Source organism: Nonomuraea sp. NPDC048882 (assembly GCF_040649755.1).
Classification (GTDB): domain Bacteria; phylum Actinomycetota; class Actinomycetes; order Streptosporangiales; family Streptosporangiaceae; genus Nonomuraea; species Nonomuraea maheshkhaliensis.
This window is the reverse complement of sequence record NZ_JBEZGB010000019.1, coordinates 1-22,681: the sequence shown is the minus strand read 5'-3', so window position 1 is coordinate 22,681 and position 22,681 is coordinate 1. Positions and strand designations below refer to the sequence as shown.

Sequence of the window (22,681 nt, the reverse complement as noted above, 5' to 3'; positions counted from 1 at the left end):
GTTAGAGTGACTTATTGTGAACAACTCTAAGCAAGTAGAGATATCCTGGCCGAGCCTCGGCATCACCGTGGCCGCCGAACTCGACCAGCGCAACCCCGCCCTGGCCCAGTGCCTGTGGGACGCGCTGCCCTACCGCAGCCTGCAAGGACACGCCCTGGTCGCCGGGTACCACCTGTACCACCTGGCCCCGGTGCACTCCCTGCTGCACACCGACGCCGAGTACAAGGTGGACCGGCGTACCGTGCCCGACGGCACGCTGTTCTGCTCGCGGCTGCAGCACCTCGGCATCAAGTACGGCGAGCTGACCGAGCCCATGACCGCCACCCCGGTCGGCCTGGTCGCCGAGAACGACCTCGACGCCCTCGCCGAGGCCGGCCGCGAGGTGTGGCGCTCGGTCTACACCACCAAGGAGCCGGTCATCGCCGAGGTCCGGCGGGCCGGCCAGAGCGGCGGCCACGAGCTGCCCCGCCTGCCCATCGGCGATCCCGAGCTCAACCGGCTCGTCACCGAGGTGCACGCCGAGACCCAGCGCATCTGGCTGGAGCCGCCGCAGGAGCTGCTCGACCTGCACGAGGGCCGCATCCCCTCGGGCGCGGGCAGCTACGACACGGTGCTGACCACGCTGCTGTTCGTCAACGGCGAGACCCGGCCGCTCGGCTACAGCTGCTACGGCGGGCTCGTCCGCGCCGCCCTCGACGGCATGCCGATGCCGTGGCTGCGCCAGATGACCCGGCAGCTCGCCCACACCCCTGCCGAGTTCCTCGGCTACTGCGGCCTCGACCAGCTGTGGGACTTCACCCAGCGGCTGCTGGCAGGGCTGGAGCGCCTCGACAGCCACGAGGACTTCGTCGCGGTGATGGCTCACATGGCCCTCTACTGCAACTGCCTGGGCGGGTGGAACCTGCACCTGTTCCCGTGGCAGGCCGGTGAGAACCTGCGCAAACTGCAGGCTCCCGCATGAGCCGCGACTCGCGCGTAGTGGTGATCGGCGGCGGCGTGATCGGGCTGTCGATCGCCTTCCACCTGGCCGAGGCCGGGGTCGACGTGACGCTGCTGGAGCGGGGCACGCTCGGCTCCGGCGCGTCCAGGGCCACTGCCGACGTCGTGCGCTCCTACTTCGCCGGCAACCCGGTCAGCTCGGCGCTGGCCGTACGCAGCCTCGACGCCTACCGGGCCTTTCCCAGCAGGCCGGGCACCGAGCTGCCGTTGCGGCAGGTCGGCTACCTGGTGCTGTTCTCCGAGCCCGAGCAGGTCGCGGCGTTCGAGGCCGACCTGCCCGCCCAGCGGGCGGCCGGGGTGAACGTCGGCCTGATCGGGGTCGAGGAGGCCAGGGAACGCAACCCGCTCATCGGCGACGTACCGCTGGTCGCGGCGGCGTACTCGCCCGACGCCTACATCTCCGACACCACGGCCATCGTCACGGCCTATGCCCGCGCCGCCGAGCAGGCCGGGGCGGCGCTGCGCACCGGCTGCGCGGTCACCGCCATCGACGCCGAAGCCGGCCGCATCCAGACCGCCGACGGGGAGATCTCCGCCGACGCCATCGTGTGCGCGGCAGGCGCCTGGTCGGCCGCGCTCGTCCGGTGCGCGGGCGTGGACATGCCGCTCACCGACCCGATCGAGCAGGAGCTGCTCACCACCGACCCGCTCCCGCCCGCCACGCCGGACATCCCGGTCACCCTGCACGCCGCCACCGGCCTGCTGGTACGGCTGCGCGGCGACCGGCTGCTCATCGGCATGGGCTATCCGGGCCCGGACCGCGAGTCGTGGCGGCGTGAGGTGGCCGAGCGGCTGGCGGAGACGTACCCGAGCCTGGCCGGGCTCGCCCTGCACACCGCCGTCACCGGGCTGCGCGACGCCAGCCCCGACAAGACCGCCTTCATCGGGCACCGGCCGGGCCCGCCGGCCTTCCTGTACGCGACCGGCTTCTCCGGCCACGGCCTGTGCAACGCCCCGGCCGCCGGCGAGCTCGTCCGCGACCTCTACCTCGACCAGGACCCCGGCATGGACGTGGCCGCGCTGGCGGTCAGCGCGAAAAGGACGGGATGAGGCTCAGATGACCGATGACAGCCGCTTCATCCTCGACCCGGCCACCGCCGACCTGCACGGAGACAACGAGCGGCTGCGTGAGGCAGGCCCGCTCGTGCCCGTGACCGCGGAGGGCGTGCGGGCCTGGGCCGCCACCGACTACGCCACGCTGATGGCCGTGCTGACCCATCCGGACATGTCCAGGGAGCTGCACCACTGGGCGGACCGGCACACGCTGCCGCCGGGCACGGCCATCGACCGCATCGTCACCGACACGTCCATGCTCAACGCCGAAGGCGAACGTCACCGCCGGCTGCGCATGCCGCTGACCGCCGCCTTCTCGCAGCGCCGGCTGAACGGGCTGCGCCCGCGCATCGAGGAGCTCACCGCCAGGCTGATCGACCGGCTGGCGAGCCTGCCCGCGGACGCGCCGGTGGACCTGCGGCTGGAGTTCGCCTATCCGCTGCCGCGCGAGGTCATCTCCGAGCTGATCGGCATCCCGGCCGCCCACCAGGACGATCTGCACCGGCTCAGCGACGCCATCGCCCAGGTCGGCGGCCTGGAGGACTCGCCCGCCCTGCGCAGGGAGCTGCGCGAGCTGCTCGACCGGATCATCGAGGAGCGCCGCGGCACGCCCGGCGAGGACCTCATCACCGACCTGTTCGAGCTGCACGAGAAGGACGGCGGGCGGCTGTCGGAGGACGAGCTGTTCGCCACGATCGAGCTGCTGTTCATCGCCGGCCACGTGACGACCGTCAACCTGATCACCAACGCCATCCGCGTCCTGCTCGGCGAGCCGGACCAGCTGGAGCTGCTGCGCTCGGGGCGCTGCCCCTACAGCGCGGCCGTGGAGGAGACGCTGCGGTGGGACTCCCCCATCGCGTACTTCCCCATGCGTTACGCCGTGCGCGACGTCGAGATCGACGGCGTGCGGCTGCGCGGCGGCGAGCCGGTGCTGGCCTGCTTCGCCTCCGCCGGGCGCGATCCCGGCCAGTACGAGCGGGCGGACGTCTTCGACATCACCCGACCGCAGGTCACGCACCTGGCCTTCGGGCACGGGCCGCACTTCTGCCTCGGCGCGCCGCTGGCCAGGCTGGAGGGCGAGATCGCGCTCAAGGCGCTGTTCGCGGCGTTCCCGGCGATGAAACCGGTCGCGTTGCCGGAGGAGCTGCCGCCGCTGGACACACTGCTGGGCAACAGCGTCCGTACGATGCCGGTCATCCTGGGCCCCCGCGCCCGCTGACCGGCCGGCGCGGGGAGCAGCCGTCCTCAGCCGGTGCGGGCGGTTTTGTCGTAGTGGCGCAGGAACAGCTCCTCCAGTGTGGGAGGCCGGCTGACCAGGCCGCGGACCCCGGCCCGCGTCAGCCGGCGCAGCGCCGGGTCCAGCGCCGCGGCCTCCACGGTGAACCGCACCCGGCCGCCATCCGTGCTCACGTCGTGCACGCCCGGCAGGTCGGCCAGCCCGTCGGGCGGTCCGGCCAGGTCGGCCTCGATCGAGGTGCGGGCCAGCCGGCGCAGCCCCTCCAGTGTGCCCGTCTCGACCGTGCGGCCGTCGCGCACGATCGTCACCCGGTCGCACAGCGCCTCGACCTCCGCCAGGATGTGGCTGGACAGCAGCACCGTACGGTCGCCGCGCCGCCGCTCCTCCCTGACACAGTCGCGGAACACCTCCTCCATCAGCGGGTCGAGACCGGAGGTGGGCTCGTCCAGGATGAGCAGCTCGGCGCCGGAGGCCAGCGCCGCGACCAGCGCCACCTTCTGCCGGTTGCCCTTGGAGTAGGCGCGGCCCTTCTTGCGCGGGTCGAGGTCGAAGCGTTCGAGCAGCTCGGCCCTGCGCCGCCGGTCGAGGCCGCCGCGCAGCCGGCCGAGCAGGTCGATGGCCTCCCCGCCGGACAGGCCCGGCCACAGCGTCACGTCGCCCGGCACGTACGCCAGCCGCCGGTGCAGCTCGGCCGCCTCCGTCCACGGGTCCCCGCCCAGTAGCCGGGCGGTGCCCGCGTCGGCGCGGAGCAGCCCGAGCAGGATCCGGATCGTGGTGCTCTTGCCCGCGCCGTTGGGCCCGAGGAAACCGTGCACCTCCCCCGCCCGCACGGCGAGGTCGAGCCCGTCGAGCGCGGTGGTCCTGCCGAAAGCCTTGCGCAGGCCCGAGACGGCGATGGCGTCGGTCATGACGCGACTCCTCACGTGACTTCTCATGCGGCTCCTCATGTGGCTCCTCATGTGGTTCCTCATCCGGGCCTCCCCCGGTCGAGGGTGGCCCTGGCGCGGGCGGCCTCCTCGGGGGTGAGCAGGGGGTGGGAATGGATGTCCAGCAGCGCCCGCAGCAGCTTGTCCTGGCCTTCTGCGCTGTCGATCCCGGCGCCCATGCCCCGCTCGACGAGCTGCGACAGCACGGTGGGCGCCAGCGCCATCGCGGCCAGCACCGCCGCGCGGGTGCGCGGGTCGACGTCGGGCGGCTCGGGCCGGTCCTTGTCGGCCTCGGCCAGCCACCGCTCCCCGATGCGCACCATCTCGTCGAAGAACGGCGAAGCCCAGCCCTCCGACAGCGCCCGCGCGAGGTAGCGCCGGTAGGGCCCCATGACGGCGACCGGGTTGAACCCGACCGGCGGCTGCTGCCCAGCCTGCTCGTGCAGGCGGTGCATGGTCTTCATCAGGTGCTCGTCGCACGCCTCGCGCAGCGCCTGCTTGGAGCCGAAGTGGTGGCGTACCAGGCCCGGCGAGACGCCGGCGGTCTCGGCGATGCCGCGGATGGTGGCCCGCTCGTAGCCGTGCTCGCCGATGTGGCGCAGCGCCGCGTCCCTGATCCGAGCACGCGCCGTGAGGTCCGCTGGGTCCGGTGCGGTCGTCACCCCGCCCCTCCTGTCCGCTCGTACAACATGCTGTCCGTACGGAGAGCAGACTATACCGACGTATAGCCGGTGTCGAACGGGCGCCCCCGATCGCGCATAAGCGGCGATACCGTTCTACGCTCCAGTGACGACGATTGGAGCCTGACCCCGTGCCACAGCCCGACCTGCCACCGGCCAGCGCGCCCATGCGCCTGGCCACCACCATTCGCCCCTACGACTGGGGCTCGGTCACCGCCCTGCCGCGCCTGTTCGGCACGGAGCCGACCGGGAAACCGCAGGCCGAACTCTGGATGGGCGCCCATCCAGGCGCCCCCTCGACCGTCGGGGACGTCCCGCTCGGCGACCTCATCGCCCGCGATCCCGCCGCCACGCTCGGCGAGCGCACCGCCGCCAGGTTCGGTCCCGAGCTGCCCTACCTGCTCAAGGTCCTGGCCATCGAACGCCCGCTCTCCCTCCAGGTCCACCCCACGAGCGAGCAGGCCGCGGCCGGGTACGCCGGCGAGAACGCGCGTGGGATCCCGCTCGACGACTTCGCCCGTACGTACAAGGACGCCTCGCACAAGCCCGAGATGGTCTGCGCCCTCACCCCCTTCCACGGCCTGTGCGGCTTCCGCGCGCCCGCGTCCGCCGCCGGTCTGCTCGACCGGCTCGGCGTGCCCGGCCTGCGGCCCTGGATCGACACGCTCACGAGCGGCGAGCCCGCGCGGGCGGTGCGTACCGTGTTCGCCGAGATGCTCGGCGAGGCCGCACGGCGCCTGCGCGACCTGATCGAACGGGCGCTGCTCGGCTCGGCCGAGCCCGACCTGGCCGCCTACGGCGACATCGCCCGCGCCTACCCCGGCGACCCGGGCATCACCGCCGCCCTCCTGCTCAACCACGTCGAACTGGAGCCCGGCCAGGCCCTCTACCTCGGCGCCGGGGTGCCGCACGCCTATCTCGGCGGCATCGGCGTCGAGATCATGGCCAACTCCGACAACGTCCTGCGCTGCGGCCTGACCTCCAAGCACGTGGACGTGGCCGAGCTGATGCGCGTCGTCGAGTTCGGGCCGTCCGAGCCGTTCCTGGTCGAGCCCGTACGCGACGCCGCCGGCGCGTACGACTACCGCCCCCCGGCGCCCGAGTTCGCCCTCACCCGTTACGAACTGGCCGGCGAGAGCGCCCATGAGCTGGCCGGGGGCGTACCGCGGATCGTGCTCTGCGTTGAGGGCGAGGCCCGCCTCGGCGACGACCTGACGCTGCGGCCGGGCGAGTCCGCTTTCGTGCCTGCCGCCGCTTCGGCGCGCCTTTCCGGTAAGGGCACCGCTTACGGCGCCCGGCCGGGCGCCTTTACAATGTAGATTCGCTGCTGGGGTGTGGGCCGGTCAGCGCAGGCGGCGGAGCAGGAGCAGGTTGTCCGTGCGCGTGGCCGGCCGCCCCTCCAGGTCGTTCTGCACGCGCTCGTGCTCCTCGCTGCGCAGCACCTCCCACTCGCCCTCCTCCGGCTCCAGCGAGTCGAACACCTCCTGCGGCGTCGGGAAGTGCACGCCGGGGATCGGGTCGGGGTGCCACGACGGCCAGCCCGCGTGCCCGGCGACCAGCAGCACGCCGCCGGGCGCGACGGCCTCGGCGGCCCTGCGCAGGATCTTCTCGCGCGGCATGTCGACCAGGGAGTGCAGGAAGCAGGCCGAGACCAGGTCGAAGGCACCCTCGGGGAAGGTGGCGGCGAGGTCGTGCCGCTGCCAGTCGATGCGGTCCGCCACCCCGGCCCGTTCCGCGTGCTCGGCGGCGCGGCGCAGCGCGACGCCCGAGACGTCGGCGGCGGTGACCCGCCAGCCCCGGCCGGCCAGCCAGATCGCGTCCCCGCCCTCGCCGCTGCCCAGGTCCAGCGCCCGGCCCGGCGGCAGATCGGAGACCTCGCGGACGAGCACCGCGTTGGGCTCGCCGCTCCAGATCTGGCCGCTCTCGGTGTAGCGGGCGTCCCAGTGCTGCTCCAGGGCCTCGGTACGGCGGGCGGCGACGGCCTCGCGGGTCTCCTGCGCGACCAGGTCGGCGTTGATCGACGCCCCGGCGCGCACACCGGCGGCCGCGGCGGCGACGACCTGGTCGATCACGCTGGTCACGTTGCCCGCCACCCACACGCCCGGCACCGCGGTCTCCCCCATCGGCCCCGACGGCACGTACACGCCGAGGACGTGCCCGCCCACCTCCTGCTCGGCCGTCTCCAGCCCGAGCCCTTCCAGCAGCTCGGTCCGGCCGGTCATCCGCGGGGCGACGGCCAGCGCCTGGCAGGGCACCTCGCCGCCGGCGGTCAGCCGAACGCCGCTCAGCCTGCCGCCGGTCATCGCGAGCCCGGCCACCTCGCCCTCGACCACCTTGACGCCCCTGGCGGCGAGTTGTTCGCGCGCCTCCTCCGCCGGCTCGGGACCGGTGTGCAGGTAGAGGGTCACGTCCTGGCTCAGCTGCCGCCACAGCAGGGCCTGGTGCGTGGCGAGCGGCCCGGTGTTGAGCACGCCGATGACCCGGTCGCGCACCTCCCAGCCGTGGCAGTACGGGCAGTGCAGCACGTCCTTGCCCCACAGCTCGGCCAGGCCGGTCACCGGCGGCAGCTCGTCCACCAGGCCGGTGGTCACCAGCAGCCGGCCCGCCTCGACCGCGGAGCCGTCGTCGAGGACGACGCGGAAGCGCCCGTCGCCGGTCCGCTCCGCCTTCTCCACCGTGCCCGTCACCACCTCGCCGCCGTAGCCGGCCACCTCCTCTCGGCCGGCGGCGAGCAGCTCACGCGGCGGCGTGCCCTCGTGCCCCAGGTACGTGTGCACGCCCGCGGCCGGGGCGTTGCGCGGGCTGCCCGCGTCGATCACCAGCACCTTGCGCCGCGCCCGGCCCAGCGTGAGCGCCCCGCTCAGCCCGGCGGCCCCGCCGCCGATCACCACCACGTCGTATGTCGCGTCCATCGCCCGTTTCCTCTCGAACGTCTGCTGCGCCCCTGATGCGCTCCTGATGCGCTCCGCCACTGTCCGTCCGCGGGGCCCGGTTTGACAAAGTTCGTTGCCGAAATGGCAATCTGGAGCGCATGGAACTCGATGACGTGCTGCGGGCGGTCGGCCCCCGGCTGAAGGCGCTGCGGCAGAAGCGGGACACGACGCTGGCGCAGGTGTCCAAGAGCACCGGCATCTCGGTCAGCACGCTGTCGCGGCTGGAGTCGGGCGGCCGCAAACCCACGCTTGAGCTGCTGCTCCTGCTGGCCAGGGCTTACCACGTGCAGCTCGACGAGCTGATCGACGCCCCGGTCACCGGCGATCCCCGGGTGCACATGACGCCGATCAAGCAGCACGGGATGACGTACATCCCGCTGAGCCGGCGGCCGGGCGGGATGCAGGCGTACAAGCAGATCTACCCGCCGCGCTGGCCGGGCTACGTTCCCGAGCAGAAGGCCCACGAGGGGTATGAGTGGCTTTACGTGCTGTCGGGGCGGTTGCGGCTGCTGCTCGGGCAGCATGACGTGACGCTGGAGGCGGGTGAGGTGGCGGAGTTCGACACGCGGACGCCGCACGCGTTCGTCAACCCGGACGACGAGCCCGGCGAGGTGCTGGCCCTCTTCGGGCCGCAGGGCGAGCGCATGCACGTACGCGCCCGCCCTGCCGCCAAGTGATGCCGCCGCCGGTCAGCCCGGCACTGGTCCGCTCGGCACCGGTCTGCCCGCCGCCGGCCCGCTCGGCACCGGTCAGCGGCCAGTCACGGTCAGGTCGAGGGCGGTCAGGCGGTCCGGGTCGGCCAGGATGTCGATCTCGACGATGCGCCCGTTCTCGATCGTGAAGCTCATCACCGCGGACGGCCGGCCGTCGATGGTGTTGACCAGGCCCGCCTGGCCGTTGACCAGCGCCGGATGTGCCGACGACGGCGAATGGCGGCGGAACGTGACCGCCTGCCCGGCCACCTGCTCCGCGCCGCGCAGCTCCGCGTAGCCGCCTCCGGCCGCCACGCCCACCTTGGCCCGGGGCCCCGCGGCCTCGGCCAGCGCGCCCGCGTCGACCCGCAGCACCACGTCCGGGTCGAGCACGGCGACCAGCGCGGTCAGATCGCCCCGGTGCGCGGCGGCCACGAACGCCTCGACGACCTCCCGCTGCCTGGCCATGTCGGGGTCGGGCACCGGCGCCGACCCGCGCACGCGCCGCCGCGCCCGGCTGGCCAACTGCCTGGCCGCAGCGGGCGAGCGCCCCACGAGCGGCGCGATCTCCTCGAACGGCACCGCGAACATGTCGTGCAGCACGAACGCCAGCCGCTCGGCCGGGGTGAGCGACTCCAGCACCACCAGCAGCGCCAGCCCGACGGAGTCGGCGACCAGGGCCGCCTGCTCGGGGTCGAGGCCGTCGGGCGGGCTCACCACCGGGTCGGGAAGGCGCGTCTCAAGGGACTCTTCGCGGCGCGAGGTGCGGGTGCGCAGCATGTCGAGGCACACCCGCCCGACGACCGTGGTGAGCCAGCCGGCCAGGTTCTCCACGTCGCCCGCGCCGGCCCGGCTGAGCCGCAGCCACGCCTCCTGCACGGCGTCGTCGGCCTCGCTGAGCGAGCCCAGCATCCGGTACGCCACCGCTTTCAGGTGTCCCCGATGCTCCTCGAACCGGCCCGCCAGGAAATCGTTGTCGTTCATGGGGTCCTACCTCGTCATCGCGATCCTTCACCGCATTGACGTTCCCGACCGTCCAGATGTGACGAGCCCAATGTGACAGGCCGATGCGGTAGGCAGGGAGCGGCGCCCCCGGCGGAAGTGTCGCGGCGGGCCCGCGCCACCATGATTCCAGGGGTCGCCGCCGCCAGAACGCGGACCCGGCGAAGGCGAGCCGGTGTGGCTGGGCGTGGCGCGTGGGCGTGGCGGGGGCGATCAGCGTGCGGGGGGCGTGGGAAGCCCCTAAAGTCCCTGTGCTGCGGGGGTGTTCGCCACCGCCTGAGGTGATCGCGCTGTCGGAGGGTGGATGCTGCCGGGGGGTATGCGATGAGGCACGTGACGGGCTGGGTGGTGCGGCAGGTGCGGCTGTACCGGCCGGACGGCAACCCGCTGCGGCGGCGCTCCGATCACCTGGAGGGGGCGGGGCTGCTGGTGGCGGCGTTCCTGGTGCTGCTGAGCGTCTGGCCGGCGGTGACCGGGGCGCGGCAGGCGTACACAGAGGCGCTGGCGGAGGCCGCGGAACGGCGGCAGGTCGCCGCGACCCTGCTGGAGGACACCCCACCACCACAGCCGTCCTTCGGCGAACTGGCGGGCTACGTGACGGACGGCGCGACCGGCGACACGACCAGCGGCGTGACGGGCAGCGCGACGAACGGCGTAGCGGGCGACAGGACGAGCGGCGTTGCGGCGGATGGCGTGACGGGCGGTGCAGCGAACGGCGTGACGGGCGGCGTTGCGGGCGGCGTTGCGGGCGACGTTGCGGATGGTGCGGCGGGCGGCGTGACAGGGCGCGGGCTGGGTTCCGGGGCGGATGGCGTGCGGTGGGCGGAGGCGCGGTGGACGGCGCCCGGCGGGCTGACGCGGACGGGACGGGTGCCGGTGGGTTTCCCGGCCGAGGCCGGCACGCGGCTGACGGTGTGGGTGGACGGGGCGGGCGCGCTCGCCGGGCCGCCGGCCAGCGCCATGCGGCTGCGGGTCGACGCCGTGGTGACGGCGCTGCTGCTCGTCAGCGTGGCGGGGCTACTCGTGACCGGGATGTTCACGCTCTTCCGGCGCGCGCTGGACCGGGCCAGGCACCGGGACTGGGCGACGGCCTGGGCCCTGGCCAACGCACACCGGCACCGCCGCCGCCCGTAGCCGCCGACCGGCGTCAGGTGGTCAGGGGGTGGTGCCGTCCGTTTCCGGGGCGGTGGTGTTCAGGGCCGAGTGGCGGCGGCTGTAGGCGAAGTAGATGACCAGGCCGATGAGGAACCAGACGCCGAAGCGCAGCCACGTCGCCGGGGCCAGGAAGGTGATGAGCCAGATCGAGAAGACGACCCCCACAGCCGGCACCACCGGCATCCACGGCGTACGGAAGGAGCGGGGCAGGTCGGGCTGGCGGTAACGGAGTACGATCACCGCCACGCACACGACCACGAACGCCAGCAGGATGCCGATGTTCGTCAGCTCGGCCGCCTCCCGGATCGGCAGGAACCCGGCGATGACGGCGGAGGCGGCCCCCACGATCCAGGTGACGCGGGTCGGCACCCGCCGTACCGGATGCAGCTTGGCGAACCAGGCGGGCAGCAGCCCGTCCCTGCTCATCGAGAACCAGACGCGGGTGACGCCGAGCATGAACGTGAACATGACGGTGAGGATGCCGACGATGGCCCCGACCGCGATCAGCGTGGCCAGGCCGGACAGGCCGACCGAGGCGAAGGCCGTGGAGAAGCCGCTCTCCGGGTCGATCTCGCGGTAGTTCTGCATGCCGGTCAGGACGAGACAGGCCAGCACGTACAGGACCATCGCGATGACGAGCGAGTAGATGATGGCCCTGGGCATGTGGCGGCGGGCGTCGCGCGACTCCTCGGCGGCCGTGCTCATCGCGTCGTAGCCGAAGACGGCGAAGAAGACGGTGGCGGCGCCGGTGATGGCCCCGCCGATCCCGAACGGGAAGAACGGCGTGTAGTTGGCGGTGTTGATGTGGAAGAAGCCGACGACGATGACCAGCAGCACGACGGCGACCTTGATCCCCACCACGACGGTCTCGAACCGGGCGGCGGCGCGGATGCCGAGGTTCAGCAGGTAGGCGATGAGCAGGCAGAGCAGCACCGCGAACAGGTCGACCACGTGCCCCTCGCCGGTGCCGGGCGCGCCGAGCATCCACGCGGGCAGGCTGAGGCCGAGCTGCTGGAGCAGGAAGCCGAAGTAGCCGGAGATGCCGATGCCGACGACCGCGACGATCGCGGTGTACTCCAGCAGCAGGTCCCAGCCGATGAACCAGCCGACGATCTCGCCGAGCACGGCGTAACCGTAGGTGTAGGCGGAGCCGGCCTTGGGGATCAGCCCGGCGAACTCGGCGTAGGAGAGCGCGGCGGCGGCGCTGGCGACGCCCGCGATGAGAAACGACACGAGCACGGCGGGCCCGGCGGTCTCGTTGGCGACGGCGCCGGCCAGGGCGAAGATGCCCGCGCCGATGATGCCGCCGACCCCGATGGCGGTGAGCTGCCACAGGCCGAGTGTCCTGGCCAGCTCTCCCTCGTGTTCGGTGGCGATCCGGTCGACTGGTTTGCGCCGGAAAATGCTGCGCGAAGTGACCATGACGCCCCCACTGCCGATCGTCTCCCCGTGGATGCGATCTTCCCTCCCGGGCGTTCGTTAACCTATGTCCGCAGGTGAGGATGCCTGCCGGCGGAGCACGTTCTTCTGGATCTTGCCGGTGGAGGTCTTCGGCAGCTCGCCGAAATACACCGCTTTGGGGGCTTTGAAGCGGGCCAGGCGGGTCCGTACGTGCTCGATCAGCTCGGCCTCGGTGGCCCGCGCGCCGGGGGCGAGGCTGACGTAGGCGACGGGCACCTCGCCCCAGTGCTCGTCGGGCCGCGCGACGACCGCGGCCTCCTGCACGCCGGGGTGGCTGACCAGGGCGTTCTCCACCTCGACGGAGGCGATGTTCTCGCCGCCCGAGATGATCACGTCCTTGGCGCGGTCGACGAGGCGCACGTAGCCGTCGGGGTGGACCACCCCCAGGTCTCCGGTACGGAACCAGCCGTCGGGCGTGGCCTTCTCCGTGGCCTCAGGGTCACGGTGGTAGCCCACCATGACGTCGTTGCCGCGTACCGCGATCTCGCCGATCGTGGCGGCGTCGGCCGGCACGTCGGCGCCGTCCTCGCCGACGACCCGCACGCGCTGGGCGATCACGTTGCCCACGCCCTGGCGGGCGGTCAGCGCGGCCGACTCCTCGACGTCCAGGCCGCTCCATTCGGGCTGGGGCTGGCAGATGACGGCGGGGCCGTAGGTCTCGGTCAGGCCGTACAGGTGGATGACGTCGATCCCGGCGCGAAGGGCGCGGCGCAGCAGCGCGGGGCTCGGGGGCGCGCCGCCGACGCAGGCCAGCAGGCGGGGGTCGAGCTCGGCGTCGGGCGCGTCCTCGTGCGCGAGCAGCGACGTGAGCACGGTCGGGGCGCCGCACAGGTGGGTGACGCGGTGAGCGCGGATCAGCCGCCACGCCTCGCCCGGCTCGACCTTGGGCAGGCAGACGTGGCGGGCGCCGGCCAGCGTCACCGCCCACGGGAAGCACCAGCCGTGGCAGTGGAACATGGGCAGGGTCCACAGGTAGCCGCTGCCGGCGTCGAGCCGGGTGTGCAGGGCCATGGCCAGGGACTGGAGGTAGGCGCCCCGATGGTGGTAGACGACTCCCTTCGGGCGTCCGGTGGTGCCGCTGGTGTAGTTGATCGACAGGGGTGACAGCTCGTCGCCGACCGGCACGAGGAGGGGTTCTGCCGCCTCGACGCGCTGCTCGTACTCGGCGGACGACACCAGCAGGACCGCCGTTCCCCTGGCCGCCGCGCGGGCGAGCTCGGCGGACCCGTCGTCGTGCAGCAGCACCGACGCCTCGGCGTGGCCGAGGATGTAGGCCAGTTCGCCGGCGGACAGGCGGATGTTCATCGGCACCATGACGGCGCCCGCGGCCGGGACGCCGAAGGTGGCCTCCAGCAACCGGTGGCCGTTGGCGGCCAGCACCGCGACCCGATCCCCCGGCCGTACTCCGGCCGCCGCCAGTGCTCCGGCCAGCCGCTGGGCGCGTTCCCAGAGCTGGGCGTACGTGAGGGTCAGCTCGCCGTCCACGACCGCCGTCCTGGGGCCGAACACGGCGGCCGACCGCTGGAGGAAGCTCGTGGGGGTCAGGGGTTCGTACGAGAGGGCCGGCCCGGGTCGTTCGTTCCTCATGTGCGCTTGCTCACCTTCATCACCTCCAGGCCATAGTGATCCCTGAAGAGTGATCGGGCCAGGCCCCGCTGGACTCTCCCCCCGGGGGAGACGTCATGCTCGTCCCGTGCCCTTCGACCCACCGCACCACTGGAGCAGGACATGACGATCGTGGCGGACATCGACGCCCGGGGCGGACACCACTGCGAGACGACGGCGCTGGGAGTGCTGCTGCGGCACGAGGGGCTCGACCTGTCCGAGCCGATGTTGTTCGGGCTCGGCTCGGGGCTGTCGTTCGTCTACTGGGACGGCAAAAATCTGCCGTTCCCGTTCCTCGGGGGGCGCGTCAAACCGTACGCGCTGACCCTGAACCTGGCTGCCCGGCTGGGGCTGACCTTGCACGCAGAAGAGACCACGTCGGCGGGCAAGGCGTGGCGGAACGTGGCCGGGCCGATCGACGCCGGCCGGCCGGTCGGCCTCCAGCTCGACTGCTACCACCTGGAGTACTTCGGGTCGAGGACACACTTCGGCGGCCATGTCGTGGCGATGTACGGCTACGACGAGCGCGAGGCGTACCTGGTGGACACCGCGCAGCAGGGCGGCGGGGTGCGGACGAGCCTGGCCTCCCTGGCCCTGGCGCGGGCGGAGCGGGGGCCGATGACCGCGCGGAACCGGTCGTTCACCGTCGCCGTCCCCGGGGACGCGCCCCGCTGGCAGGAGCGGCTCGTGCCCGCGATCAGAGCGTGCTCCGAGGCGTTCCTGGCACCGCCCATCGCGAACCTGGGCCATCGCGGCATCGAGAAGGCGGCCGGGCTGGTGCCCGGATGGCTCTCCCGCGCGGAGCGGCCCGAGCGGGACCTGGTGCTGGCCGGCGACCTCATGGAACGGGCCGGAACGGGCGGGGGTCTGTTCCGTGCCCTGTACCGGGACTTCCTCGGCGAGTGCGCCGGGCTGATCGACGCCGCTCCCCTGCGCACCGGCCATCGGCTGTACGGCGAGGCCGCCGTCCTCTGGACGGACGTGGCCGCGCTGGTCGCGAAGGCCGGGGAGAGCGGCGACGCGGCGCCCCTCCAACGGGCCGGCGCCGTCCTGCGCGACCTGGCCCGGATCGAACGGGAGGCGATGCAGGCCCTCACCCGCCTGTAGCCCCGCAGTGATGCCACTGGCCGCGGACGTGTGGACGTTGCGGGCCCTCACCCGCCTGTAACCCCGCCCGCCGGGCCGGAGATGGCGCGACATATCCAGGCACCGGTGGTACCTGGCTGACGCCGCCGGCGGCCGTGCAGACTGGGAGCATGGACAGAAGAGAGCTGGCCGCCTTCCTGCGCAGCAGGCGCGAGCGGATCGCGCCGGCCGACGTGGGGCTGCCCGCCGGGCCGCGCCGCCGCACCCCGGGGCTGCGGCGCGAGGAGGCGGCGAACCTGGCCTTCATCTCGACCGAGTACTACACCCGGCTCGAACAGGCCCGCGCCCCGCGCCCGTCGCGCGAGGTGCTGGCGGGGCTGGCCCGCGCGCTGCGCCTGTCGGACGCCGAGCGCGCCCATCTGCACCATCTCGCCGGCGCGCCGCCGGCGCAGGTGCCCGGTCCGTCGCGCGAGGTGCGGCAGAGCATTCTCGACCTGCTGGAACGGCTGCCGCAGGCGGCGGCGATCGTGACGTCGGCCGCGTACGAGGTGCTCGCGTGGAACGACCTGGCAGCGGCCTTGATGGAGGACTTCTCCGCCCTGCCGCGGCGCGAGCGCAACCTGGTGCGCCGGGCCTTCCTCGGCCCGCACCCGCACGGCCTGCGGCTGTACGGGGTCTCCAACGTGGCGGAGTTCGCCCGCTCCGCGGCCCGCGACCTGCGCGCCACCACCGCCCGCTACCCGGACGATCCCGAGCTGGCCGAGCTGGTGGCCGAGCTGCTGGCCGGCAGCGAGGAGTTCGCCCGGCTGTGGGCCTCGCACGACGTGGACGACGAGCACTCCCTGTGCAAGACCTTCCAGCATCCGCTGGTCGGCCCGATCACCCTCAACTGCGACGTCCTGGAGATCTCCGGCCGGGACCAGCAAGTCGTGATCTACACCGCCGATCCCGGCTCACCCTCCGAGCAGGCGCTAAAGCTGCTGTCGGTCATCGGCACCCAGCGCATGGACGTGGCGCGCTGAGCGGCGCCCGCGCGCGATCGTGACGGCGACCAGCAGGACGCAGACGGCCGCGACGGCCACGACCACGGCGGTCACGCCGATCAGGGGCGCCGCCGGTGGCAGCAGCAGGATCGCCGCGACTCCCACCGCGACCACGGGCGGGCGTAGGGCGGCCTGGGCCACGAGCAGCGCGTGCACCGCCGCGATGAGGACGAGGAACACGGCGACGGGCACGGCGACCGCGTAGCCGAGCGCCGTGGGCGAGACCTCCAGCCGGTGACCGCCCTGCTCCACCGCGGCCTCCAGCCCGGCGCCGAGCGCCGCGAGGGCGGCGAAGATCCCGTAATGTCCGTAGCCCCACAGGAACGAGCGGTGACGGCGCTCGCTCAGCCCCTCACCGGCCTCCACGAGGAAGTACAGCCACCACAGGGCGAACAGCAGCACCAGCCCGGACCCTGCGACCACCACCAGGGCGCCTCCGCCCCGGCCAGCTTCCAGCGCTCCCTGCACTCCCCTGCTCGCGGCCAGGACGCTCTCGCCGAGCAGGATGATGGTGAACAGGCCGTAGCGTTCGGCGATGTGGTGCGGGTGCCAGGTGGTGGGGTTGACCCGTTCGGCCCAGCGCGGCACCGCGAGCTCCAGGACGACGAGGCAGGCGAAGAACGGCAGCCGCAGCGCGGGCGGCAGGATGCCCGTCTCGTCCAGGACGAGCCTGAGCACCCAGCCGACCTGGAGCAGCCCGACGCCGGTCGCGTAGCGCAGCGCCGTACGACGCCGCCCACCGTCCTCGGCCGCGGCCCGCAGCCACTGGGCGACGAGCCCGAGCCGCATGATGAAGTAGCCCAGCGTGACGATCGCGTAGTCGTCGTGCCCGGCCGCGGCGGGCAGCCCGGCGGCCAGCACCAGCACGCCGGCCATCTGCACCATGGTCAGCAGCCGGTAGGCGACGTCGTCGGTGTCGTAGCACGAGGCGAACCAGGTGAAGTTCATCCACGCCCACCAGATCGCGAAGAACACCTGAAGGAACGGGATCAGCCCGGCGAGGCCGTGACCATCGGCGATGTGGTGCGCGAGCTCGGCGGTGGCGGCCGCCACGGCGACCACGAACGTGAGGTCGAACAGCAGCTCAAGCTGGCTGGAGACGCGGTGCGGCTCGTCGACGGGGCGGGCGCTCATCGGGACCCGGATCCGGAACGGGGGGCTGGCGGGTGGCAAGGGTCTGGCTCCTGTCGTTACGTGAAGTCGTACCGACTAGGACAGGACAGCCTGCCACCCTGTGACGACGATCAGCGTTCGCACCGGTAGGCGCGCAGTGCACGGCGCGCCGCGCGCCGGTCGCGGCGGCGGTCCGCACGCCGGATGAAGTACCACTCCCTGGCTCCGCCCGCGCCTCCGAGGTCGAACAGGTAGAAGGAGGTGGCCTGCCAGTGGCAGCCGCTGAGGCGGCGGTTCAGCGACGCGCTGCCGGCGGTGATCTCCGCGGTCAGCGTGCACGGCCCGAAGCGGTGGTCGTGGACGGGCGCGCAGGTCACCATGGGCGCGTCGGCCAGCCGCACCCACCACGGCCGGGTCTTGTCGGTCTTGCTCATACGGTCACCTTTCGGCTCCGTGACACCCCGGGATGGGGCTGTCATGGGACCGGATGCACCGTGATCACCTCCTCACCTACGCACAAGACACGGGTCCCACATTACCCAGTCGTGATCGCGAATTTGTAAGTCGGTTGCGACGCTTCCGCGGCGTAGGCGAGACTCGTCCGCAGTCGCGAGGTGGGCGGAGGGGTTCGATGAGCACCGCTGGCAAGGGCAACGCCTATCTGGAGCAGGTCGTGGCGCAGCAGGCGGTGCTGGAGGACGATCTCAGGGCCCGCCGCCCTCCCGCCGAGCAGCCGCCCATGGCCGCGGGACCGCTGGTCAAGCGGGAACGCGCGCTCGGCGGCGGGCCGGGTCCTGACCGGTCCGGGGCAGGCCCGGTGGACGTGCGGATCACGGGTTTCTGGCGGTGGAAGAACGTCCTGGTGCCGCCCAACGCGTTCGTGGTCCACACCAGGCGCGGGCGGGCCCAGCCGCTGCACATCGGTCTCGGCGTCTCGTTCCGCTTCAACCCGGCGACCGACTCGTTCCTGGTGGTGCCGGGCGCCACCCAGACCATCCTGATCAACGCGTACTGCATCTGCCGGGAGCTTCAGGGCGTCCTCGTGCAGGGGTACGTGCAGTGGGGCATCCAGGCGTTCCCCACCGCCTACCGCAAGCTGGACTTCGGCGACCCCGAGGACCCGATGCGGCTGGTCAACCTCCAGCTGCGCGAGCAGGCGGAGGCGGCCATCAAGGACAAGGTGGCCACCATGGGCGTGCGTGACGTGCTCAGCGACAAGCAGCCCATCATCGAGGAGCTGACCGCCCGGCTGCGCGCGGTGGCCGAGGGCGAGGACAACAGCGACCAGGGCCTCGGCCTGCGCATCGTCACCGTGCAGATCAAGGAGGCGGTGGTCAGCTCCTCGCAGCTGTGGGAGAACCTGCAGAAGCCGTACCGGGCCGAGCAGGGGCAGGTCGCCCGGCTGGCGGAGCTGCGTTCTGAGGAGGCGATCGCCGAGCGGGAGATGGCGGCGGCGCGGCTGAAGGAGACGCTGCGCCTGGAGCACGAGCGGGAGCTGGACGAGCTGCGCGCCCGCAACGAGGCGGCCCAGTTCGACACCGAGGTCGCCGAGCGGCTGCGGCGCACCCAGCGCGAGCACGACGACGCCAGGGCGGTCGCGGAGCTGGAGGCGGAGACGACCAGGCACGCGATGCGGATGGAGCGCGAGCGGCACGAGGAGGAGGCCGAGACCGGCAGGCTCAGGATCGAGCGGGAGCAGGAGCTCAAGCGCCTGGAGCTGGACGGCGAGCTGCGGCTGACGCAGTCCAGCGCGCTGGCCGAGCACGAGCGGGCGCTGCTGGAGGTGGAGCGGGCGCGGCTGCGGGCCGACATCGACAACGCGCAGACGCCGGCCAGCCTTCAGGCCAGGCTGATCGAGTCGCTGCCCGAGATCATGGCGAAGCTGCCGAAGCCGGAGGAGCTGCGCATGGTGTCGTTCAACGGCGGCGACCGGACGACGGTGTCGGGGCTGCTGACGGAGCTCGCCATGGTGATCGGGGTGCTGCGCTCGGCGATCGACGGTGACGAACGCCCTTGAGCGCTCCGCACCGGACGCCCCGGGACGGTGGAGATCTTCGCCGGATAGGATGCGCCCAAACGGTCGACACCACGTAAAGGGGACTCATCAGGATGGGCGGCGCTGTCACCTCGGTCAGCAGCAACGGCGAGCACTCCTTCTCCAAGCCGGCCCGCGAGAGCATCACGTTGCTCGCGGGGCTCGGGGTCGAGGGGGACGCGCACATGGGCGTCACGGTCAAGCACCGCTCCCGGGTCGCTCAGGACCCGACCCAGCCGAACCTGCGCCAGGTGCACCTCATCCACGAGGAGCTCTTCGCCGAGGTGGCGGCGGCCGGGTTCGCGATCGCGCCGGGCGAGCTGGGCGAGAACATCACCACCCAGGGCATCGACCTGCTCGGCCTGCCGGTGGGCACGCTGCTGCTCATCGGCGGCGAGGCCGTGGTGGAGGTGACCGGCCTGCGCAATCCCTGCCTGCAGATCGACGGGTTCGGCAAGGGCCTGCTCAAGGAGGTCGTCGGCCGCGACGAGGCCGGGAACCTGGTGCGTAAGGCGGGCATCATGAGCGTGGTCAGGACGGGCGGCGTCGTACGTCCGGGTGACCTGATCGAGGTCCGGCTCCCGGACGGCCCGCACCGGCCCCTCGACCGGGTCTGACCAGAGATCCAGAACGCCCTCCGAGGCCGCCCCCTCTTCGCTCGGCTATTTCTTCCGAGTTATTGACGTAATTCATCTGAATTAGGCAGACTCCCGGACATAGCCGGATCACACCCGGCAGTCGCCGATTTGAAGGGACATGGCTGATGAGTGGTGCTGACCACGGAGCCGACGTCGGCAGGCGCTCCTTGCTGGCGGGCGCCGCCGGCCTCTTAGGAGCCGCCGCGCTGCCCGCCACGGCCGCACAGGCAGAAGAGCACGCGCAGACAGCGACGGCGGCGAGGCGGTATCCGCCGAACTGGCCCGACCCCGAGCCGTACGGCCTCGCCGACATCCGGCCCGACCTGTGGCCGCGCGAGGACAACTCGTTCGTGCTGCCACTCGAACAGCGTCCCCGCGACAGGGAGCTCGGCCGGGTGTGGATGCGGGACACCTACGTCAACTGCTTCGACGTCGGCGGCAAGCCGCTCTACGTGGCCACGGGCACCACCCGGGTCCCCGGACTCCCCGCGGCCGCGCCGTGGAACGACGGCATCTTCGTCTGGACGGCCCCGTCGCTGCGCGGGCCGTGGCGGCTGGCGGACACCACCCGCGTGCGGCCCGGCGCCGAGAAGGGCAAGGTCTGGTCGCCCGAGTTCGCCGGCGAGAACCGGCCGGGCCGCGTGGTCGTGGCGCCCTGGCAGGAGTACTGGACCGACGAGCAGTTCGGCAAGCGCGGCAACGTCTGGGCACCTGAGGTGCACCGCTTCGGCGGCAAGTGGTACATCGTCGCGTGCATGGGCGACCACTCGCAGAAGGTCGGCTCGTTCCTGCTGGTCAGCGAGGGTGGCGTCGAGGGGCCGTACCGGCTCGCCGAGGGCAACCACGACAAGCCGTTCGGCGACTCGTTCATCGGCGGGCCCGCGTTCATCAAGCCGGGCGCTTACTACCACATCGACGGCAGCCTCTACACCGAGGGCCGCGACGCCTGGCTCGTGCTGCACAACCACCTGTACGCCAAGTTCAGGGACGACATGGAGGACATCGTCCCGATGACCGGCCTGCCGGCCTTCCAGCAGACGCCGTACGCGCCCGAGCCGTACCTCGAAGGCGCGTACGTGTTCAAGCACCGGGGCAAGTACTACCTGCTGCACGCCGCCTGGGACCGGGTGTCGGCCGACGGGGCCCGGCACGCCTACGATCCGCCCGGCGCGGGGCGTACGCAGTACCAGTACGACGCGGTGATCGCCGTCGCGGACCGGTTCGAGGGGCCGTACTCGGAGCGGTGGACGGCGGGGGTCGGGGCCGGCCACAACAACCTCTTCGCCGACCACGCCGGGCGGCTGTGGGCCACGTTCTTCCGCAACCCGGCCGCCGGTTACTGGGCCGACCCGTCGCGCGTCGCCGAGGCCGCCGTGCCCGGCGTCGTACAGATGGAGTGGACCGGGCCGGAGGGCAGCCGCCTGTACGTGCGGCGCCGCCACGGCCGCTGACCCGGCCGACGCGGGCCCGGTCGTGACCGTCACGGTCACCGCCGGGCCCGTACCGGCGGTTCGCGCGCCCCGGACACCGTCGTCGCCGCGGCCGATGGTTACGGTGAGTACATGTCCTCTCACGATTCCCGACCGGCGGCAGGGTCGGCGGCGGCGCGGGCGGCGATGTTCGGTGAGTTGATCTCCGCCAGCCACACCTCGACGCTGGAGCAGATCCCCGGCCTGGTGTCCGAGCACGCGGCCCGGGTCGGACTCTGCGACGTGCTGATCTATCTCGCGGACCTGCAGCAGGAGGTGCTCTCCCCGCTGGTCGCCGAGCCGGCCCCGGCCGGCGAGCGCGAGAGCGACGAGATCGCCATCGAGGGCACGGTGGCGGGGCGGGCCTTCCAGCACGGGAAGATCATGCCGGCGACGGTACGCGACCCGCTGCAGTGGTGGGTGCCGCTGGTGGACGGCACCGACCGGTTGGGCGTGGTGAGCGTCACCCTGCCGGCCGTCGACCATGACGCGCTGCTGGACATGGAACGGCTGGCCGGGCTGGTGGCCCTGCTGGTGGTGTCCAAGCGCCCCCTGAGCGACGCCTACGCCAGGCTCGTGCGCCGCAGGCGGATGAGCGTCTCGGCGGAGATGGAGTGGCGGCTCATGCCGCAGCGCACGTTCGCCACCGAGCGGCTGGTGATCAGCGCGGTGATGGAGCCCGCGTACGAGATCAGCGGCGACGTGTACGACTACTCCTTCGGCGGCACGAAGGCACACCTGGCGATCTTCGACGCGATGGGCCACGACACCGGCGCCGGGCTGACCGCGAACCTCGCGCTGACGACCCTGCGCAACAGCCGGCACGAGGGCGACGGGCTCGCCGTGTCCGCGGCCAAGATCGACCAGGCGCTGACCGAGCAGTTCGGCGGCGACCGGTTCGCCACCTGCGTGGTGGCCACGCTCGACATCGTGAGCGGCCATCTCGAATGGGTCTGCTGCGGCCACTACCCGCCGGTCATCGTGCGCAGGCGCGCCACCGTCGAGCTCGGCTGCTCCCCGGCGCCGCCGGCCGGCACCGGCCTGGGCCTGCCGGTCACGGTGTGCCACACCCAGCTCCAGCGCGGGGACCGGCTGCTGCTCTACACCGACGGCATCACCGAGGCGCGTAACCACCGCGGCGAGGAGTTCGGCATGGAACGCTTCGCCGACTTCCTCATCCGGCACCAGGCCGACGAGCTGCCCGTGCCCGAGACGCTGCGCCGGCTCATCCGCCACCACCTCGACTACCACGAGCACCGGCTGCGCGACGACGCCACCGTCCTGCTGGTCGAATGGCCCGGCTCCCCCTACTCCAGGCGCGAGGCCGAGGCCATCAGCGGCGTCCCGCCGAAGGACGATCTTCCTTGACCTCCTCCCCGGCTTGAAGGCCGAGGGTTCTCCCGTCGCGTCGCGGTTGAGCGGCGCGCGGGGGTTGACGCTTCGCAGACCGGGTGAGCCCGAGGTCTCCACGTCCTGACACCGCAGGCCCTGCGGCGTTGTTGATGTTGATCGCGGCGTTGGTGTCGGCATGGCCGACCCACCCGCACACGGGAT

Annotated in this window: 20 protein-coding genes; 12 read left to right on the top strand and 8 right to left on the bottom strand. The window is 72.5% G+C overall.

Features of this window, described 5'->3' with window-relative positions; genetic code table 11:
- The first annotated feature begins 16 nt into the window (after positions 1-16).
- From AB0C27_RS45330 to AB0C27_RS45320, 3 genes are read left to right on the top strand one after another with little or no spacing between them, the layout of a single operon-like run.
- Positions 17-961 carry a hypothetical protein gene (locus tag AB0C27_RS45330; RefSeq protein ID WP_357858687.1) on the top strand — a complete coding sequence of 315 codons (945 nt, stop codon included), beginning with the start codon at positions 17-19 and terminating at the stop codon, positions 959-961.
- The gene (locus AB0C27_RS45325; RefSeq protein ID WP_357858684.1) at positions 958-2,049 is read left to right on the top strand and encodes an FAD-dependent oxidoreductase; all 1,092 of its coding nucleotides are present in this window, start codon (positions 958-960) and stop codon (positions 2,047-2,049) included. Before AB0C27_RS45330 ends, AB0C27_RS45325 begins: the two co-directional genes overlap by 4 nt.
- Positions 2,050-2,056: 7 nt before the next feature.
- Positions 2,057-3,271 (top strand): cytochrome P450, encoded by a 1,215-nt coding sequence (locus AB0C27_RS45320; RefSeq protein WP_357858681.1) that lies wholly within the window; start codon positions 2,057-2,059, stop codon positions 3,269-3,271.
- Between the two features lie 26 nt (positions 3,272-3,297).
- Here the strand turns inward: AB0C27_RS45320 and AB0C27_RS45315 are convergent, their stop codons facing one another.
- Both AB0C27_RS45315 and AB0C27_RS45310 read right to left on the bottom strand, forming a co-directional pair.
- The gene (locus tag AB0C27_RS45315) at positions 3,298-4,197 is read right to left on the bottom strand and encodes an ABC transporter ATP-binding protein (protein WP_357858678.1); all 900 of its coding nucleotides are present in this window, start codon (positions 4,195-4,197) and stop codon (positions 3,298-3,300) included.
- Positions 4,198-4,256: 59 nt separating this feature from the next.
- Entirely contained in the window at positions 4,257-4,877 is a 621-nt protein-coding gene (locus AB0C27_RS45310; protein WP_357858674.1) for a helix-turn-helix domain-containing protein, read from the bottom strand.
- Positions 4,878-5,026: 149 nt separating this feature from the next.
- Here AB0C27_RS45310 and manA point away from each other — a divergent pair, with 149 nt between their 5' ends.
- Entirely contained in the window at positions 5,027-6,214 is a 1,188-nt protein-coding gene (gene manA / locus AB0C27_RS45305) for a mannose-6-phosphate isomerase, class I (RefSeq protein WP_357858671.1), read from the top strand.
- A gap of 24 nt (positions 6,215-6,238) precedes the next feature.
- On the opposite strand, the gene AB0C27_RS45300 is transcribed toward manA, so the two are convergent.
- Complete coding sequence (locus tag AB0C27_RS45300) at positions 6,239-7,807, bottom strand: bifunctional NAD(P)/FAD-dependent oxidoreductase/class I SAM-dependent methyltransferase (RefSeq protein WP_357858668.1); 1,569 nt, start codon at positions 7,805-7,807, stop codon at positions 6,239-6,241.
- A 119-nt stretch (positions 7,808-7,926) separates the two neighbouring features.
- Between AB0C27_RS45300 and AB0C27_RS45295 the strand changes: the two genes are divergently transcribed.
- Positions 7,927-8,505: an XRE family transcriptional regulator gene (locus tag AB0C27_RS45295; RefSeq protein ID WP_357858665.1), complete on the top strand. Its 579-nt coding sequence runs from the start codon at positions 7,927-7,929 to the stop codon at positions 8,503-8,505.
- 72 nt (positions 8,506-8,577) lie between these two features.
- Here the strand turns inward: AB0C27_RS45295 and AB0C27_RS45290 are convergent, their stop codons facing one another.
- On the bottom strand, positions 8,578-9,504 hold the full coding sequence (locus AB0C27_RS45290) for a sigma-70 family RNA polymerase sigma factor (protein ID WP_357858662.1): 927 nt from the start codon (positions 9,502-9,504) through the stop codon (positions 8,578-8,580).
- Positions 9,505-9,846: 342 nt separating this feature from the next.
- Between AB0C27_RS45290 and AB0C27_RS45285 the strand changes: the two genes are divergently transcribed.
- Positions 9,847-10,656 carry a hypothetical protein gene (locus AB0C27_RS45285; RefSeq protein ID WP_357858659.1) on the top strand — a complete coding sequence of 270 codons (810 nt, stop codon included), beginning with the start codon at positions 9,847-9,849 and terminating at the stop codon, positions 10,654-10,656.
- 21 nt (positions 10,657-10,677) lie between these two features.
- On the opposite strand, the gene AB0C27_RS45280 is transcribed toward AB0C27_RS45285, so the two are convergent.
- Positions 10,678-12,099: an amino acid permease gene (locus tag AB0C27_RS45280; protein WP_357858656.1), complete on the bottom strand. Its 1,422-nt coding sequence runs from the start codon at positions 12,097-12,099 to the stop codon at positions 10,678-10,680.
- A gap of 57 nt (positions 12,100-12,156) precedes the next feature.
- Entirely contained in the window at positions 12,157-13,725 is a 1,569-nt protein-coding gene (locus AB0C27_RS45275; RefSeq protein WP_357858653.1) for a long-chain-fatty-acid--CoA ligase, read from the bottom strand.
- A gap of 141 nt (positions 13,726-13,866) precedes the next feature.
- Between AB0C27_RS45275 and AB0C27_RS45270 the strand changes: the two genes are divergently transcribed.
- Both AB0C27_RS45270 and AB0C27_RS45265 read left to right on the top strand, forming a co-directional pair.
- Positions 13,867-14,850, top strand: a complete 984-nt coding sequence (locus AB0C27_RS45270) for a BtrH N-terminal domain-containing protein (RefSeq protein WP_357858650.1) — start codon at positions 13,867-13,869, stop codon at positions 14,848-14,850.
- Between the two features lie 149 nt (positions 14,851-14,999).
- On the top strand, positions 15,000-15,851 hold the full coding sequence (locus tag AB0C27_RS45265; protein ID WP_357858647.1) for a helix-turn-helix transcriptional regulator: 852 nt from the start codon (positions 15,000-15,002) through the stop codon (positions 15,849-15,851).
- On the opposite strand, the gene AB0C27_RS45260 is transcribed toward AB0C27_RS45265, so the two are convergent.
- Entirely contained in the window at positions 15,801-17,006 is a 1,206-nt protein-coding gene (locus tag AB0C27_RS45260; protein ID WP_357858644.1) for a low temperature requirement protein A, read from the bottom strand. The two genes, AB0C27_RS45265 and AB0C27_RS45260, sit on opposite strands and share 51 nt — an antisense overlap.
- Positions 17,007-17,116: 110 nt before the next feature.
- The gene (locus tag AB0C27_RS45255; RefSeq protein WP_357858641.1) at positions 17,117-17,419 is read right to left on the bottom strand and encodes a hypothetical protein; all 303 of its coding nucleotides are present in this window, start codon (positions 17,417-17,419) and stop codon (positions 17,117-17,119) included.
- A 197-nt stretch (positions 17,420-17,616) separates the two neighbouring features.
- Between AB0C27_RS45255 and AB0C27_RS45250 the strand changes: the two genes are divergently transcribed.
- The 4 genes from AB0C27_RS45250 to AB0C27_RS45235 all read left to right on the top strand — a co-directional run bounded on the left by AB0C27_RS45250 (position 17,617) and on the right by AB0C27_RS45235 (position 22,495).
- On the top strand, positions 17,617-19,002 hold the full coding sequence (locus AB0C27_RS45250) for an SPFH domain-containing protein (RefSeq protein WP_357858638.1): 1,386 nt from the start codon (positions 17,617-17,619) through the stop codon (positions 19,000-19,002).
- Between the two features lie 92 nt (positions 19,003-19,094).
- The gene (locus AB0C27_RS45245) at positions 19,095-19,637 is read left to right on the top strand and encodes an MOSC domain-containing protein (RefSeq protein WP_357858635.1); all 543 of its coding nucleotides are present in this window, start codon (positions 19,095-19,097) and stop codon (positions 19,635-19,637) included.
- Between the two features lie 146 nt (positions 19,638-19,783).
- Entirely contained in the window at positions 19,784-21,109 is a 1,326-nt protein-coding gene (locus AB0C27_RS45240) for a family 43 glycosylhydrolase (protein WP_357858632.1), read from the top strand.
- 111 nt (positions 21,110-21,220) lie between these two features.
- Positions 21,221-22,495, top strand: coding sequence for a PP2C family protein-serine/threonine phosphatase (locus AB0C27_RS45235; RefSeq protein WP_357858629.1), 1,275 nt, complete (start codon positions 21,221-21,223; stop codon positions 22,493-22,495).
- Positions 22,496-22,681: the final 186 nt, after the last annotated feature.